The sequence below is a fragment of the Pantoea sp. FN0302 genome, from assembly GCF_050113775.1.
In the GTDB taxonomy this organism is placed as follows: Bacteria; Pseudomonadota; Gammaproteobacteria; order Enterobacterales; family Enterobacteriaceae; genus Mixta; species Mixta alhagi.
Genome location: NZ_JBNJSM010000002.1, coordinates 388459 through 404716 on the forward strand (window position 1 = coordinate 388459; position 16258 = coordinate 404716).

The window sequence follows — 16258 nt, forward strand, 5'->3', positions numbered from 1 at the left end:
GCGAAACCATTCACTTAGCGGAAGAGACACGTATGTCGCAGCAAAAATTCAGTCACACACGTTTTGAGGCGGCGTTAACACGCCAGTGGCAATATCTCGGGCTGAGCAGCGCCAGTGAGATGACCCGACATCAGTGGTGGCAAGCGGTCAGCGCAGCGCTGGCAGAACTTCTGGCGGAACAGCCGTTAGCGAAACCAGACGAACAACAGCGCCACGTTAACTATCTGTCGATGGAGTTTCTGATCGGGCGTCTGACCGGCAATAACCTGATTAACCTTGGCTGGTATGACGATGTAAAGGCACTGCTTGCGCAGCAGGGCATTGCGCTTAGCGATCTGCTGGAGGAGGAAGTGGATCCGGCGCTGGGCAACGGTGGTCTGGGCCGGCTGGCGGCCTGCTATCTTGATTCAATGGCGACGGTGGGCCAGGCAGCTCACGGTTACGGGCTTAACTATCAGTACGGCCTGTTCCGTCAGTGCTTCGATCATGGCCAACAGCGCGAAGCGCCAGATGACTGGCAGCGTGGCAGCTATCCCTGGTTTCGCCATAACGCCGCGCTGGATGTGGACGTTGGCATCGGCGGTAAAGTGGTAAAAAACAGTGACGGCTCCCTGTGCTGGGAACCGGCATTTATGCTGCGCGGCGAAGCCTGGGATCTGCCGGTTATCGGCTATCGCAACGGTTTAGCACAGCCGCTGCGTCTGTGGCAGGCATCTCATGCAGAGCCCTTTGATTTAACACTGTTTAATAACGGTAAATTTCTGCAGGCGGAGCAGCATGGGATCGATGCGGCGAAGCTGACTAAAGTGCTCTATCCCAACGACAACCATCAGGAAGGCAAGCGCCTGCGCCTGATGCAGCAATATTTTCAGTGCGCCTGCTCGGTGGCGGATATTCTGCGCCGCCATCATCAGGCGGGACGCCAGCTGGCGGAACTGCCCGATTATGAGGTCATCCAGCTTAACGATACCCACCCGACTATCGCTATTCCGGAAATGCTGCGTGTTCTGCTGGATGAGCATCAGCTGAGCTGGGATGAGGCCTGGCAGATCACCAGTAACGTCTTCGCCTATACCAACCATACGCTGATGCCGGAAGCGCTGGAACGCTGGGATGAACGTCTGGTGCGCTCGCTGCTGCCGCGTCATTTCATGATTATCAAAGAGATCAATCAGCGCTTTAAAAAGTTGGTGAACAAGCAGTGGCCTGGCGATGAGAAAATCTGGGAAAAAGTGGCGGTGCTGTACGATAAACAGGTGCGCATGGCGAACCTTTGCGTGGTCAGCGGTTTTGCGGTGAATGGTGTCGCGGCGCTGCACTCCGATCTGGTCGTAAAGGATCTCTTCCCGGAATATCACCAGCTGTGGCCGCATAAATTCCATAATGTCACCAACGGCATTACGCCGCGCCGCTGGCTGAAACAGTGCAACCCGGCGCTGGCTACGCTGATTGACGAGACGCTGGGCAACAGCGACTGGGTCACGCAGCTGGATGCGCTAAAAGGGCTGGAGCCGTATGCAGAGGATAAAGCGTTCCGCCAGCGCTATCGCCAGATTAAACAAGATAATAAACAGCGCCTGACCGATTACATCCGCCAGGTGACCGGCATTGAGGTCAATCCCGGGGCGCTGTTTGATGTGCAAATCAAACGTCTGCATGAATACAAGCGTCAGCACCTTGGGCTACTGCATATCCTGCACTGCTATCGTCAGCTGCGCGACAACCCACAACGGGATAAAGCGCCACGCGTTTTCCTGTTTGGTGCCAAAGCCGCGCCCGGCTACTACCTGGCAAAAAATATTATCTATGCCATTAATAAAGTAGCGGAGGTGATCAATAACGATCCGCTGATCGGCGATCGGTTGAAGGTGGTATTTATTCCGGACTATCGCATAACCGTCGCGGAGCTGATGATCCCGGCGGCGGATCTCTCGGAACAGATATCGACGGCGGGTTATGAGGCATCCGGCACCGGCAATATGAAGCTGGCGCTGAATGGCGCGCTGACCGTCGGCACCCTTGACGGCGCGAACGTGGAAATTGCCGAGCAGGTGGGCGAAGAGAATATTTTTATCTTCGGTAATACCGTTGATGAAGTGAAGGCGTTAAAAGCCAAAGGCTACGATCCGAAAAAGCTGCGTAAGAAAGACAAGCATCTCGACGAGTTACTGAAAGAGATGGAAAAAGGTCATTTCAGCCAGGGCGATAAACATGCTTTTGATCTGCTGCTGGAGAGCCTGACCAAAAATGGCGATCCCTGGATGGTACTGGCGGACTTTGCCGACTATATCGTGGCGCAGGAGCGCGTCGAAGCGCTGTGGCGCGATCAAGATGCCTGGACACGTAGCGCGATTCTTAATACTGCGCGTACCGGTATGTTCAGCTCCGACCGCTCCATCCGCGATTATCAACAGCGTATCTGGCAGAGCAAACGTTAAGGGCGAGCGGCGCAGGCCGTTCAGAACAGAACACGGATTCAGGAAGCGTTATGGATTTAACTCAGCTTGAGAAGGACGCCAGCGCGGCCGGGATTGCTGCCAGCTATATCAATGCCAAAGGGGAGCCGGAAGCGATCGGCGCAGAAACCCGCCAGCTGTTGCTAAAGGCGATGGGATTTCCGCGTGCGGCCAGTCAGGCGCCGCTGCCGCCGGTAAAGGTGTTCAGTGGACGGCAAAAGCGCGTAATTGCGCCTGACGGCAGCGGTCAGTTCCACTGGCAGCTGCAGACCGAGCAGGGCAAAACGTATCAGGGCGAGGCGCAGGGCAGTGAAGCCTTTGCGCTGCCGCCGCGTCTGCCGCAGGGCTATCACCAGTTGACGCTGAGGCAGGGCAAAAAACAGTGGGCCTGCCGGGTGATTATTGCGCCTCAGCGCTGCTATGAACCGCAGCCGCTGCTGGAGGGTAAAAAACTTTGGGGGGCCTGCGTGCAGCTGTATACGTTGCGCTCCGCCCGCAACTGGGGCATCGGTGATTTTGGCGATTTAAGCGCAATGCTGATGCAAATAGCCGATCGCGGCGGCGATTTTATCGGCCTCAATCCCATTCACTCGCTTTATCCTGCCAGCCCGGAAAGCGCCAGTCCTTACAGTCCTTCATCGCGTCGCTGGATGAATATCATCTATATCGACGTAGAGCGTGTGCCCGATTTCCAGCAGAGCGCAGCGGCGCAACGCTGGTGGAAAAAGAAAGAGACGCAGCGTCGGGTAGAGGCGGCGCGCCAGTCAGACTGGGTGGACTATAGCGCGGTTAATCAGTTAAAAATTGAAGGTCTGCGGCTGGCATGGGCGCAGTACTCTGAGCGTGACGAGCAGGATGAAACGCGACGTCATTTTGCCGATTTTGTCAGCGCTGGCGGTGAGAGTCTTTACAGCCAGGCGGCATACGATGCGCTTCATGCAGCGATGCTGCAGCAAGACGGGCAAAGCTGGGGCTGGCCTGCCTGGCCGGAAGCGTATCGCCGGGCCAACAGCGAGGCGGTACAGCAGTTTTGCCGTGAAAATCAGGATGAGGTTCATTTCTGGCTGTGGCTGCAGTGGCTGGCTAATCGCCAGTTTGATGAGTGCTGGCAGGTTTGTCAGCAGCGCGGCATGTCGGTTGGCCTGTATCGCGATTTAGCCGTTGGCGTGGCGGAGGGCGGGGCGGAAACCTGGTGCGATCCTGAGCTTTACTGCCTGCAAGCCTCGGTTGGCGCGCCACCGGATATTCTGGGGCCGCTGGGACAGAACTGGGGGCTACCGCCAATGGATCCGCATGTTATGGCGGCGCGGGCCTATCAGCCATTTATTGAGATGCTGCGCGCCAATATGGCCAGCTGCGGCGCGTTGCGTATCGATCATGTGATGTCGCTGCTGCGCCTGTGGTGGATCCCCTATGGGATGACGGCGAATCACGGTGCCTATATCTCCTATCCGGTTGACGATCTGCTGGCGATCCTGGCGCTGGAAAGCCAGCGGAATCGCTGTATGGTGATCGGGGAGGATCTGGGTACGGTGCCGCAGGAAATTATTGGCAAGCTGCGCCGCAGCGGGATCTACTCCTGGAAGGTGCTCTATTTTGAGCAGGAGAGCGCCGATCGCTATCGCGCGCCGCAGCAGTGGCCGCGCCAGTCGATGGCCAGCGGCGCCACGCACGATTTGCCGACGCTGCGGGGGTTCTGGAGCGCAGGCGATCTGACACTGGGCGAGGAGCTGGGGCTTTATCCGGATAAGGTAGTGCTGAAAGGACTGTATGAAAACCGTGAGCGGCAAAAGCAGGCCCTGCTGGATGCGCTGCATGAGCAGGGCTGCGTACCGAAGAAGCTGGGCAAGCGTGCTGAGAAGCTGGTGATGTCGCCGGAGCTGAACCGCGGTATGCTGCGCTATATTGCTGATAGCGGCAGCGCGCTGCTGGGCCTGCAGCCGGAAGACTGGCTGGATATGGAACAGCCGGTGAACGTGCCGGGCACGGTGGATCAATATCCCAACTGGCGGCGCAAGCTGAGCCACACGCTGGATGAGATGTTTAGCGATGAACATATCAATCAGCTGATTAAGGATCTGGATCGGCGACGCAAAGCGAAAGGCAGTTAATCATCAAGCCCGGCCGGTCAGATAAAGACGGGTCGGGTATCTTTTTCGGGTGAAGCCGGGTTGCTGCATAATTATCATACCGCTAAAACGTCATGGGTCCGGAATAAGAACCCCGTAGCCGTCAGTGGTATGTTTCTTTTTTTAATTCAATAATACGGCCATCGGCATAGCGAATATAGGCAGCGTTGCCAAAGGCGAATCGGATATTACCCTCACGGTTGCGGCCAACCGTTAACAGTATCTCTTTGACGATGCAGTTTTCAGGGGGAGGCACATCATCAAAACAGAGCATATCGTTCTCATCCTCTTTCTGGTAGCCGTCGCCAAAAGCAAAAACGGTAAAGTTGGATGGCCCGCCCGCCTCTTCAGAGGGAATATGATATTTTTCCCGGATAGCGTTCTGGTTTTCCAGCCACCAGTTAATCGCCGATGAGGCGGTAACAGGTAAATGATCGACTAATACTTCGGCACTGTAACGGTCATGATGCGCGCTAATAATGTTAACGCGGCGGTTATCCAGGTAGAGATAAAAACCCACAGCCGCCATCACGATGCAAATGAGAAAGTGAAATGATTTTCTTCTGCTCATGGGCGCTTTTCCTCAAGAGTTATAGTCGCTTCCATATTGGTTAAGAAGGGGCGAAACCCGAATTTCTCAAAACGCTGTAGAATAAACCATATCCTGAAAAACTGGAATTGATTAAATTTAACCTGTCGGATGTCGTTAACGTCCAGGCCAAAATGATCCTGCCCGCTATACTTTATTTGCGCGCACCAGCCTTTTTTACTGATTTCCAGACTTAATAAATCTATGCGTGTAGCGTAAACATCATGAATAGTGATACCTAATCCGTTGATTTTGTCCAATATCATGGAGTCAAACTTTGGTAAAACCCTGTCTTTAATTTGCTTGGTTATAAAGGGGATGCTATTTAATGATAAACTACCCTTTACGTAATCAATACGCTTGTTTAATTCCTCCCGAATGGCGGCCAGAGAACTGTTTTTGCTATTATCATTAATAATTTGCGCCTGATAGGCCGCATTCAACTCCATATCGTTAAAGGGCATACCGTTAGCACTCTGGAAATGCTGAAGCATCCGATTGATAAGATACTTCCAGGGGCCTACGCATGCAAAAGGCAATGAGGTCAGCTGCATCTCTTCAAATAATAACCTGGCGCACTGTTGCACACTGAGCCCGGTGCTGCGTCGGTTATCACCATACGCGCCGAAAAATCGCGATTGGGGATTATCGAAAGCCGTTAGTTGGGTCATTGTCCAGGGATCGACCACATTAGAGATATTGGTAAGCCTGAACTCTTTTTTAAGACGTGTTGCGGTGATGTCGCCATACCGCATGTCATCTGTCCCATAGTCGTTAAATTCATGCTTTGTGGTATAAAGATTTTGCGGGAAGGTGAGTTTAATCATGTCACTAACTCCTTGTAGACACCCATCCTTGACTCTTCCATTTGAGTCTTTATTTAACAACGGCGATGGTAGTGGTAATAACCATAAAGTAAATGCAGGAAATTTAAAAGTGCATTTTTTCGCTTGTTGAGTCGCTTAGGTATTTCAGTGTAACGCTTTTCGTTAATTAATAATCGTAAGGACGGATTTATGCAAAGGAAAATAATTTTTGTTAATAACTCAAGCCCAATGTTAGGGAGAGCGCCGCCAGTAACAAGTGCCATATTCCCATGGTTTCGTGAAAAAAGTTACATTCAAACGTTAGCTGATTACCTTAAAAGAGAAGGTTATCCCTGGGTCGTTGAGCAAGATACTTCTGAGGCTAATATTGATGAAATAAAACAATATGCAGAAATCATTATTTGTGCACCTGGCTTGCAGTGGCAATTCTTGATTAATGATTTTGATAAAATCAGCATTATTTATTTATCTACTATGGAGTATGCAACAAATAATGTTGATAGAGTATGCAAGCTAATTAATTCAATAGAAGGCGCTAGTTAGCGATAGGGTGTTAATAAAATTAAGGAAATGGAAATTTAAAGCAAAAGAGATTCTGGATGACTGAATTAAATATAAAGGCGGCCTCAAAGCCGCCTTTTATCACGTTCTGTTCTCTGCCTCAGGCAGACCAGCGCAGCCATCGGCCCACGCTTAGTAGTAAGAGTGTTCGCCGCGCTGGTGTTCGGTAAGATCGCGCACGCCTTTCAGTTCAGGGAACGCAGCCAGCAGCTCTTTCTCAATCCCTTCTTTCAGCGTCACGTCGACCATGGAACAGCCGTTGCAGCCGCCGCCGAACTGCAGAATGGCGTAGCCTTCGTCGGTGATTTCCATCAGCGTTACGCGGCCGCCGTGTCCGGCCAGCTGCGGGTTAATCTGTGCCTGCAGCAGATATTCAACGCGCTCCAGCAGCGGTGCGTCATCAGACACTTTACGCATTTTGGCGTTTGGCGCTTTCAGCGTCAGCTGAGAGCCAAGGTTATCGGTAACGAAATCGATCTCAGCATCTTCCAGGTAGGGCGCGCTCAGCTCATCCACATAGGCGGAAAGCTTTTCAAACTTCAGTTCGGTATCGCTCGGCTCTACCGCATCCGGTGGGCAATATGACACGCCACATTCGGCCGTTGGGGTGCCCGGATTAATCACGAACACGCGGATTTGAGTGCCTTCTTCCTGATTTGAAAGCAGTTTTGCAAAATGGTCCTGGGCGGCATCGGTAATTCGGATCATGGCAGTTGCTCAATAGTTGACTAATTTAGTTGGTTATAATACGCCCATCGCCGACGCTCTACAAGGTACGGCAAAGGCACCAAATCTGGACGCTGGCGGCTCCGGCGCGCATCAGCAGACGGCTCACTTCCGCGACCGTGTTACCGGTGGTCACCACATCATCAATCAGGGCGATATGGCGATCCTGAACGGTGATTTCAAGTTGAAAAGCGCCGCGCAGGTTGCGCTTACGCGCTTGCGCCCCAAGTCGATGCTGAATAAGAGCAGCGCGGCGGCGCGTTAAAGCCTGAGGGTCATAAGTACAGCTTAACCAGCGAGCCAGCGAACGGGCCAGCAGGTCAGCCTGATTAAAACCGCGTCGCCAGGCGCGCTGATGATGCAGCGGCACAGCCAGTATTAAATCGGGACGAGGCAGGCCGCGCTGACGTCTGGCCGCTAACCAGCTTAGCAAAATCAGCCGCGCCAGCATCACAGAGAGTGCGGTGCGGCCAGAGAATTTATAGCGGGCAATCAGCAAGCTTAAAGGCGAACAGTAATCGCTTACGGCGATCAGCTGCTGCCAGGGTGGCGGGCGCTGCAGGCAGCGACCGCAGGGGACAAGCGCATCGCCTGCAGGTAAGCCGCAGCGCGGGCAACAAAGCGGTAACGGTGGCAGCGCGCGTAAACAGTAGCTGCATAATCCCTGCACCGGCAGCGCCAGCGGTATCTGGCATAGCCAACAGCCTCCCTGCATTGGTAGCATAGCGACCTCCTTAATTAAGCAACAGTGAGACAATAACCGATGGCGCAGTTTTACTGGCATACAACCGGCACCGGCAATCGCGATCTTGTGTTGTTACACGGATGGGGACTGAACGCGGAAGTATGGCGTTGCATTGCGGAGCCGCTCAGCGCACATTTTCGGCTGCATGTGGTGGACCTGCCGGGTTTTGGCCGCAGTCAGGGATTTGGCGCGTTAACGTTGAATGGGATGATCGACGCTCTGTTGCCCCATCTGCCGGAAAAGGCACTCTATCTGGGTTGGTCGTTAGGCGGTCTGGTTGCCAGCCGGCTGGCGCTGCGTTATCCGCAACAGGTTACTGGCCTGATTACCGTCGCCTCATCGCCTCGTTTTACCGCCGATGAAGAGAGCTGGCCGGGGATTAAGCCAGAGACGCTGACCGGCTTTCAGCAACAGCTTAGCGAGGATTATCAGCGCACCGTTGAACGCTTTCTGGCGCTGCAAACGCTGGGCACGCAAAGCGCCAGGCAAGATGCCCGGGCGTTAAAAGAGGTGGTGCTGTCGCAGCCGATCCCCACGGTGGAGGTGTTGGCGGGTGGGCTGGAGATTTTACGGAGTACGGACTTACGCGATGAAATGGACAGGCTTCAGGTTCCGCTGCTACGTATTTATGGCTATCTGGATGGGCTGGTACCACGTAAAGTCGCCACGCTGCTGGATCAGCGCTGGCCTGCCAGCGCCTCTCTGATTATAGAAAAAGCCGCCCATGCGCCCTTTATCTCGCATACGCAGGAATTTTGTACGGCGGTCAAAGCGTTCAGCGATTCAGTTTAATAAACTTTATCCCTTTAGCTGGCAAAATATCACCTGGCGTTAATAATTGTAACTGAGCAAGGCCGCTGATCATGACTGTATGAGTCTGCCAGGGAGCAGGGCACTGTATACCCCTATCTCATTGTATTCTTCGGCGGTCTGAGTTTTTCAGTTAACTTATGACGAAGGTGTACTATGAATATCATTAAAACTATTGCTGTAACTTGTCTGCTGGGTGGTCTCTCATTCTCTGCGCTGGCGGCACAGGAAGTGACGAAAGAAGATGTGCAGAAAATGAATCTGGAGAAAATCGGCACGGTGAATACCACGGCGGAAACCACCTCGCCAATGGATGCCAAACGTGAACTGTCAAAGCTGGCGGATGAGAAGGGCGGCAAATACTTTCTGGTGATCGCCGGACGCGAACACGGGCGTTTCAGCGCTACGGCGGACGTCTATAAGTAATCTTTAAGCAGGCATACCGGTTATGCCTGCTTAACCTTTCAGCCACAGATAGTGCCACGGCGGCAGCGTTACTGGCTGCGAACCATCAATCAGCGCCTGCTCAACAATATCGCGATATTTCTTCGCTTCCGGCAGCGTCGCCTCCACGCTTTTGCCGCTCAGATTAAACACGCACAGCAGACTGTTATCGCCCGTTGATGAATAGCGCCGCATCATTAACAGCGTATTTTCACTGTTGAGGATCTCCATTGGATTATCAGGATGAAACGCAGGCTGACGCGTACGCAGCTGTATCAGCGCACTGAGGCGGTTAAAAACCTGCTGTTGGAGATAATTGCCGCCGGACAACGCTTTTTCGATCGCTGAGAGCGCATATTTTTCCCGATTGATGGCGCGGTTATGACCGGCGACTTTGACGCCTTCCTGATCGTTGCGCGAGCCAAGAATGCTCTGGATATAGATGGCGGGAACGCCGGGGAAAGCCAGCAGAATCGCATGTGCCAGCATAAAACGCCGGATGCGCGTATCATCGTCATCGTTCTGCTTGTTCAAGGCATCCATGTAGGTGACATTGATCTCATACGGGCTGGTGGTGCCGTCCGGATTATTTTTATAAGAGATCAGTGCGCCTTCCAGCGCCAGGTCACGCACCAGCGAAACGATCTCAACTTCCGGCAGAATGCCACGCGCCGGGTTGAGGCCGATGCCATCATGTGAGGCGAGAAAGTTAAAAAAGGTCGTGCCGCCGCCGCCCAAATCGAGGCCTGCCGCCCACTGGCGCAGCGCGCGCGCCGAGCCGTTATGAATAGCATGTAGTACCAGCGGCGGCAGCGAGAATTGATAAACCATCTGCGCTTCATCCTGACCGTTGCCAAAGTAGCTGATATTGTCCTGATGCGGCACATTGGTTTCGGTAATGATCACGGTGCCAGGTGCGACCACGTCGGCAATGGCGCGGAACAGCTTCACCAGCAGATGGGTATTTTCCAGGTGAATACAGCGTGTGCCAGGCGTTTTCCACATATAGCCCACCGCATCCAGCCTGACGTAATCGGCCCCTTTTTTCAGGTATTCCAGCAGCACGTCAACCATACGAATCAGCACTTCCGGGCTGGCGAAGTTCAGGTCTATCTGATCGGCGCTAAAGGTGGTCCAGATATAGTGGGTATGACCATCGCTACGCTCAAAAGGGGTCAGCAGCGGTGAAGTACGCGGGCGGGTCACGCTGCTTAAATCGGTGCCGGGCGGCATACTGATAAAAAAATCGTCCCAGCCGGGATCGCAGGCCAGATAATGTTTAAACCAGGCGCTGCGTGCAGAGATATGGTTGCAAACAAAATCGAACATCAAACGCGTATGCGTATGCAGTTCAGCCACGTTGCGCCATTCGCCGCATATGGGATTGACCTGATGATAATCAATCACGGAAAAACCGTCGTCGGATGACCAGGGGAAGAAAGGCAGCAGGTGAACCAGGTTAAAAGTCGACTGCAAATGCTGCTGGTAAAAGCGTGAAAACGTGGCAAGCGTCGGCGCTTCCGGCTCGCGGAACTGATCGGCATAGGTTATCAGCACCACATCTTTTTCATCCCAGTGCGGCTTACGCGGTTTTTTTATCGCATCACGGGCGGCGCGAATGTGTGACAGCAGGCGCTCCCGCGCGGCCATTGGAAAAGTGTCCTGGTAGATCTTATCGATTAAGTTATTGATAATATCCATGTTTATCCGGCAGGCTGCAGCGTTAGGTTCGCAAGGGCGTTAGTTTTTACTGTAGACCGCCAGGCTAAAATCGCAACCGCTACAGCGACTCCCTTTCTCAGGATGGGAGCCGCCTGGCTAAAATTGCCGTCGCCTGGTTGGCTAATGGCATTCTCCGCTTCTTAACGGCTTTTCATAGCTTTCCACCGGCAACACCCGAATCGGAATGCGCTGCGGTGGCAGTTTAATCCGCCGTAACAGCAGCAGCAGGGCGCTGTTAAACAGCAGCACCAGTAAAATAATCAGGCTGCTGGTAAGCGGTTGCTCATTGATACGCGAAAACTGCCAGAACAGCGTGGCAAGGGAGTAAGCAACGTTTAACCCCCACAGAATTGAAAAGCCCATCCAGCGGCGGCTGCTTTCACGCGCAATCGCGCCCATCACCGAGACGCAGGGAATGTAAAGCAGCACAAACAGCAGGTAGCTGAAAGCGGCGGCATCGCTGCCAAACTGGCGGCTCATTTTCCCCATCGCGCCGCCCGCCATTTCGCCATCGCCTTTACTGGCCTCAATAGGGTTAGCCAGTACGCTGAAAGTCAGCGTCTCTTTCAGGCCCTGCCAGGTTTCCGTTACCGCATCGGCAAGTTCCGCCTTCAGGCTCCAGTCGTAGACATTGAACGGCTCTTCATGCAGCGCTTCGGCGGTATAGAGCGTATTCAGCGTACCGACCACCACCTCTTTAGCCATTGCGCCTGTCAGCAGGCCGACCGAGGCTTGCCAGTTATCGGGCTGGATGCCGATAGGGGCCAGCAGCGGAGTGATCACCCGGCTAACGCTGGCCAGCGCCGAATCATTGATGCTGTTAACCGGCTGACCATTAAACGAGAAGCTATTCAGCCCGCCAATAAAAATGCTGGCGATCACAATCACTTTCCCGGCGCGCAGCACAAAGCCGTGCAGCCGCTGCCAGGCTTGCAAGAGCAGGCTTTTCAGATGCGGAACGTGCCAGCTTGGCAGCTCCATCACGAACGGCGAGGCTTCGCCGCGCAGTAGCGTGTGCTTTAGCAACAGACCGGTTAACACCGCCATCACGATGCCGGTGAGATACAGGCTAAACACCACCAGCGCGCCGTGCGCGCCAAAGAAGGCGGCAGAGAACACGGCAAAAATCGCCAGCCTGGCCCCGCAGGAGATGAAAGGCGCCATCATCACCGTAATCAACCGTTCGCGTGGGGCATCCAGCGTGCGCGCGCCCATTACCGCAGGGACGTTACAGCCAAAGCCGACAATCAGCGGCACAAAAGATTTGCCCGGCAGGCCAAGCGATTGCATCAGCCGATCGACCACGAAGGCAGCGCGCGCCATATAGCCGGAATCCTCCATAAAGGAGAGAAACAGATACATTAAACCAATCTGTGGCACCAGCGGCAGCACCGTATTGATCCCGCCGCCGATGCCCTGAGCAAGAAACAGCGTCAGCCAGACGGGGAAATGCAGCGTAGCGCCAAGCCACTGCATACCATGAATAAACAGTGCCGTTGAGCCGATGTCGAACAGCGGCTGGATTGCGCCGCCGATATTGATCGCCAGCACGAACATCAGATACATCATCAGCAAAAAGATCGGCAAGCCCAGCCAGCGGTTCAACACCAGATTATCCAGACGCTGCGACAGCCGATGCGGCGCCATCAAATGTTGATTGCTGACTTCAGCGCAAATCGACGCCAGCTTTTCATAGCGTGCGGCGACGATATTTATCGCAATATCTGATGAGAGTTGGGTCTCCAGCTCGGTTAAATGCTGTTGCGTCACATCGCTTATCTGCTGGCGGCTATAGACATCGCCTTCCAGCAGCTGTAGCGCCAGCCAGCGCCGCTGCTGACGGCTTTCGTTGACCGACATCGTAGCCGCCAGCCGATCGACAGCGCTGTTCAGTTCAGCCGGATAGCAGACCTCCAGCGGCGCGCAGACGGGAGCGCCTTGGTCAATCAGCTGTTTCAGGCGATCCAGCCCGCTGCCGCGCGTTGAAACCACGGGCACTACCGGACAGCCAAGGCGCTGCGCTAACGCGGGTATATCGATGGTAATGCGTTGGCTTTCCGCCATATCCAGCATATTGAGCGCGACGATGCAGGGCACACCCAGCTCACGCAACTGCAGCGTAAGATAGAGGTTGCGCTCAAGATTACAGGCGTCCACAACATTAATCAGCAGGTCTGCCTGCTGGCTTAAAACAAAGTGGCAGGCGATCTGCTCGTCGAGCGACGCCTGCTGAGAAAGGGTGGTGAGCGAATAGGTGCCGGGAAGATCGATTAAAGTTACCCGCGTCTCGCCAGCGGTGAAGAAGCCCTCTTTACGCTCTACGGTAACGCCGGCCCAGTTGCCCACGCGCTGACGTGCGCCGGTAAGCTGATTAAACAGGGTGGTTTTTCCGGCGTTGGGATTACCCAGCAGACCAATAGTGCAGCTTTTCATGCCACCTCCGCCATCGGCTGTAGCTGCAGCAGCGCCAGATCCTTTTTGCGCAGCATCAGGCTAACGCGTCCTGTCTGGATCTGGAGCGGATCGCCCAGCGGCGCAATACGCATCACCTGGAAACAGGCACCGGGCAACAGCCCAAGAGAAAGGAGTTTTTGCCGGTAAGCCGGGCTAACGGCGGAAGAAAAACCAAGAATTTGATAGTGTTGGCGGGCAAATAGTGGCATAGGGTGCACCTCATTGACTGTCGCTTAAGGCGGCAAGAACAAAACGGCACCATATTAATGAGAACGATTATCGTTAATGTTGATTTAGAACAAACATAATACAAAGGGCGGCACCTGGCCGCCCTTAAAGTTGTTAGCGTTTTTTACCCAGCGCCGCGGCCAGCGCATCGCTCATCGCACTGTTGCCAGAGAGAGTGCTGTTGCCACGCGCGCGTGGTTTCGCCGTCGGGCGGTTATTGGCGCGCTCCTGGCTACGTGGCGCAGCGCGCGAAGCGGTTTCACCCGGCTGCTCATCCAGACGCATGGTCAGCGCAATACGCTTACGCTGCAAATCCACCTCCAGCACCTTGACCTTAACGATATCGCCCGCTTTCACTACGGTATGTGGATCTTCGACAAATTTGTCGGAGAGCGAGGAGATATGCACCAGTCCATCCTGATGCACGCCGATATCCACGAACGCACCGAAGTTAGTTACGTTAGTCACTGCGCCTTCCAGCACCATGCCCGGCAGCAGATCGTTCATGGTTTCCACGCCTTCAGCAAACTGTGCCGTTTTGAATTCCGGACGCGGATCGCGGCCTGGCTTTTCCAGCTCTTTAAGAATATCGCTGACCGTCGGCACGCCAAAACGATCGTCGGTAAAGTCGACCGCTTTCAGGTTGCGCAGCTCATTCGGGTTACCCATCAGCTCACGTAGCGACTGGCGGGTTGCCTCCAGAATACGCTCTACCACCGGATAGGCTTCCGGATGCACCGTTGAGGCATCCAGTGGATTATCGCCCTGATTAATGCGCAGGAAGCCAGCACACTGTTCAAAGGCTTTTGGACCGAGACGGCTGACTTTCAGCAGCTGCTGACGGCTGCGGAAGCGACCGTTTTCATCACGCCAGTTCACAATATTTTGCGCCATCATGCGCGTCAGTCCGGCTACGCGCGTCAGCAGCGCTACGGAAGCGGTATTCAGATCGACACCAACGGCGTTTACGCAGTCTTCCACTACCGCATCCAGCTTTTTCGCCAGCTGGCTTTGGCTGACGTCATGCTGATACTGGCCAACGCCGATCGATTTCGGATCGATTTTCACCAGCTCTGCCAGCGGATCCTGCAGACGACGTGCGATAGAAACCGCGCCGCGCAGGGAAACATCAAGGTCGGGGAACTCCAGCGCCGCCAGCTCAGACGCTGAGTAAACCGATGCGCCCGCTTCGCTGACGATAACTTTTTGCGCCGTGACCTGGGGAAACTGTTTTTGCACTTCCAGGAAGAAGCGCTCGGTTTCACGTGACGCGGTGCCGTTGCCAATCGCCACCAGTTCAACCTGATGACGGGTACAGAGCGCCGCAACCGCCGCCGCCGCCTTCGCTGCCTGGCCGGTGTGCGGATAGATGGTGTCGGTGGCGACCAGCTTGCCGGTGGCATCCACCACGGCAACTTTTACCCCGGTGCGCAGGCCCGGATCGAGGCCCATTGTGGCACGCATGCCAGCCGGTGCCGCCATCAGCAGATCGTGCAGGTTGCGGGCAAAGACGTTAATCGCTTCTTCTTCCGCCCGCTCGCGCACGCTGCCCATCAGCTCGGTTTCCAGATGCAGCAGCACTTTAATGCGCCACGTCCAGCTCACCACGGCCTTACGCCAGCTGTCTGCCGGCGCGTTGTTCAGACGCAGGTTCAGATGCTCGCTGATAAGCTGTTCGCCGTAACTTTCACGCGGCGGCTCATCAAACTGCGGATCGGGATTGAGCGCCAGCTGCAGCACGCCTTCGTTGCGGCCACGGAACATCGCCAGCGCACGATGCGAAGGCACCGTCGCCAGCGCTTCGTGATGATCAAAATAGTCGCGGAATTTCGCGCCTTGTTCCTCTTTGCCTTCCACCACGCGTGACACCAGATGCGCGTTCTTCCACAAATAGTCGCGCACTTTCGCCAGCAGAGCGGCATCTTCCGCGAAACGCTCCATCAGGATATAGCGTGCGCCATCCAGCGCCGCCTTCACGTCGGCTACGCCTTTATCGGCATTTACAAAGCGGGCGGCCAGCTGCTCTGGCTCATGAGAAGGATCCTGCCACAGTGTGTCCGCCAGCGGTTCCAGCCCGGCTTCAATAGCGATCTGTCCACGGGTACGGCGTTTCGGCTTATAGGGAAGGTAAAGATCTTCGAGTTCGGTTTTGCTCAGCGTACCGTGAATTGCGGCGGCGAGTTCATCGCTGAGTTTGCCCTGTTCCGCAACGGATTTCAGGATCGCCTGGCGGCGATCTTCCAGCTCTCGCAGGTAACCGAGGCGGGTCTCCAGCTGTCGCAGCTGGGTATCATCAAGCCCGCCGGTGACTTCTTTACGATAACGTGCAATAAACGGCACGGTGTTCCCTTCGTCCAGCAGGCGGATTGCGGCATCAACTTGTTCAGCCCGCGCCTGAAGTTCACCTGCAATAATGCGGTTCAGTGAATCATTCATCATCGGTTCAACTATCTTGCTAACAGAGTTTGAGAAATAGCGGACAGTTATACGGACTGGAGGGCGAAATTACCAGCGATGCGGCGCGCTTTAGGCCATATTCCGAGCGCGTTTTACCACAGGTGGTTTTT

General features: G+C 54.6%; 13 protein-coding genes. 5 read left to right on the forward strand and 8 right to left on the reverse strand.

Annotated features, from left to right (window positions below; translation table 11 throughout):
* The first annotated feature begins 32 nt into the window (after window positions 1-32).
* On the forward strand, window positions 33-2438 hold the full coding sequence (malP, locus tag ACQE32_RS12385) for a maltodextrin phosphorylase (RefSeq protein WP_427021863.1): 2406 nt from the start codon (window positions 33-35) through the stop codon (window positions 2436-2438).
* Between the two features lie 50 nt (window positions 2439-2488).
* Window positions 2489-4567, forward strand: coding sequence for a 4-alpha-glucanotransferase (gene malQ, locus ACQE32_RS12390; protein ID WP_427021864.1), 2079 nt, complete (start codon window positions 2489-2491; stop codon window positions 4565-4567).
* Window positions 4568-4688: 121 nt separating this feature from the next.
* Here the strand turns inward: malQ and ACQE32_RS12395 are convergent, their stop codons facing one another.
* Both ACQE32_RS12395 and ACQE32_RS12400 read right to left on the reverse strand, forming a co-directional pair.
* Entirely contained in the window at window positions 4689-5156 is a 468-nt protein-coding gene (locus tag ACQE32_RS12395; RefSeq protein WP_427021865.1) for a DUF943 family protein, read from the reverse strand.
* A complete protein-coding gene (locus ACQE32_RS12400) occupies window positions 5153-6001 on the reverse strand; it encodes a DUF3289 family protein (RefSeq protein ID WP_427021866.1) in 849 nt (282 codons plus the stop codon). The genes ACQE32_RS12395 and ACQE32_RS12400 overlap by 4 nt, the downstream gene beginning before the upstream one ends.
* A 189-nt stretch (window positions 6002-6190) precedes the next feature.
* Here ACQE32_RS12400 and ACQE32_RS12405 point away from each other — a divergent pair, with 189 nt between their 5' ends.
* On the forward strand, window positions 6191-6544 hold the full coding sequence (locus tag ACQE32_RS12405) for a nitrogen fixation protein NifS (RefSeq protein WP_427021867.1): 354 nt from the start codon (window positions 6191-6193) through the stop codon (window positions 6542-6544).
* 150 nt (window positions 6545-6694) lie between these two features.
* Here ACQE32_RS12405 and nfuA read toward each other — a convergent pair whose 3' ends face one another.
* Window positions 6695-7270, reverse strand: coding sequence for a Fe-S biogenesis protein NfuA (gene nfuA, locus ACQE32_RS12410; RefSeq protein WP_085068601.1), 576 nt, complete (start codon window positions 7268-7270; stop codon window positions 6695-6697).
* A 58-nt stretch (window positions 7271-7328) separates the two neighbouring features.
* Window positions 7329-8012 carry a DNA utilization protein GntX gene (gntX, locus tag ACQE32_RS12415; protein WP_250651507.1) on the reverse strand — a complete coding sequence of 228 codons (684 nt, stop codon included), beginning with the start codon at window positions 8010-8012 and terminating at the stop codon, window positions 7329-7331.
* Between the two features lie 39 nt (window positions 8013-8051).
* Here gntX and bioH point away from each other — a divergent pair, with 39 nt between their 5' ends.
* Together bioH and ACQE32_RS12425 are read left to right on the forward strand one after the other, a co-directional pair.
* Window positions 8052-8825, forward strand: coding sequence for a pimeloyl-ACP methyl ester esterase BioH (gene bioH / locus ACQE32_RS12420; RefSeq protein WP_427021868.1), 774 nt, complete (start codon window positions 8052-8054; stop codon window positions 8823-8825).
* Between the two features lie 174 nt (window positions 8826-8999).
* Entirely contained in the window at window positions 9000-9269 is a 270-nt protein-coding gene (locus ACQE32_RS12425; protein ID WP_085068596.1) for a DUF1471 domain-containing protein, read from the forward strand.
* Between the two features lie 30 nt (window positions 9270-9299).
* Here ACQE32_RS12425 and ACQE32_RS12430 read toward each other — a convergent pair whose 3' ends face one another.
* From ACQE32_RS12430 to ACQE32_RS12445, 4 genes are all read right to left on the reverse strand, one after another.
* Complete coding sequence (locus tag ACQE32_RS12430) at window positions 9300-10988, reverse strand: alpha-amylase family glycosyl hydrolase (protein WP_426981240.1); 1689 nt, start codon at window positions 10986-10988, stop codon at window positions 9300-9302.
* Between the two features lie 141 nt (window positions 10989-11129).
* Window positions 11130-13442 carry a Fe(2+) transporter permease subunit FeoB gene (gene feoB, locus ACQE32_RS12435; RefSeq protein WP_427021869.1) on the reverse strand — a complete coding sequence of 771 codons (2313 nt, stop codon included), beginning with the start codon at window positions 13440-13442 and terminating at the stop codon, window positions 11130-11132.
* Window positions 13439-13672, reverse strand: a complete 234-nt coding sequence (gene feoA, locus ACQE32_RS12440) for a ferrous iron transporter A (protein ID WP_426974026.1) — start codon at window positions 13670-13672, stop codon at window positions 13439-13441. Before feoA ends, feoB begins: the two co-directional genes overlap by 4 nt.
* 133 nt (window positions 13673-13805) lie before the next feature.
* A complete protein-coding gene (locus tag ACQE32_RS12445; RefSeq protein ID WP_426974027.1) occupies window positions 13806-16130 on the reverse strand; it encodes a Tex family protein in 2325 nt (774 codons plus the stop codon).
* Window positions 16131-16258: the final 128 nt, after the last annotated feature.